We start from the raw sequence: 206 nt of genomic DNA on the forward strand, positions 1-206 counted from the left end.
TGACCAACTTAACAGTGCCTCTGTAACTGTGGAAGAATTGCGTTCCCTCATGAACGAAACAGCCTCTAAACTCCCAGAATATCCTATCGTCATGCAGATGAAAGGCGTAGGTCCATCACTTGGTCCACAACTCATGGCCGAGATTGGCGATGTAACCCGTTTCACTCACAAAGGCGCGCTCACAGCTTTTGCCGGCGTGGATCCTG

The 206-nt window shown here is 50.5% G+C and carries 1 protein-coding gene; it reads left to right on the plus strand.

Annotation, left to right across the window (positions count from 1 at the left end; genetic code table 11):
• The coding region (locus HJY11_RS15005) for an IS110 family transposase (protein WP_243764597.1) at positions 1 to 206 on the plus strand (206 nt) is incomplete at both ends.

Source organism: Bittarella massiliensis (ex Durand et al. 2017) (assembly GCF_017566145.1).
In the GTDB taxonomy this organism is placed as follows: Bacteria; Bacillota; Clostridia; order Oscillospirales; family Ruminococcaceae; genus Bittarella; species Bittarella massiliensis_A.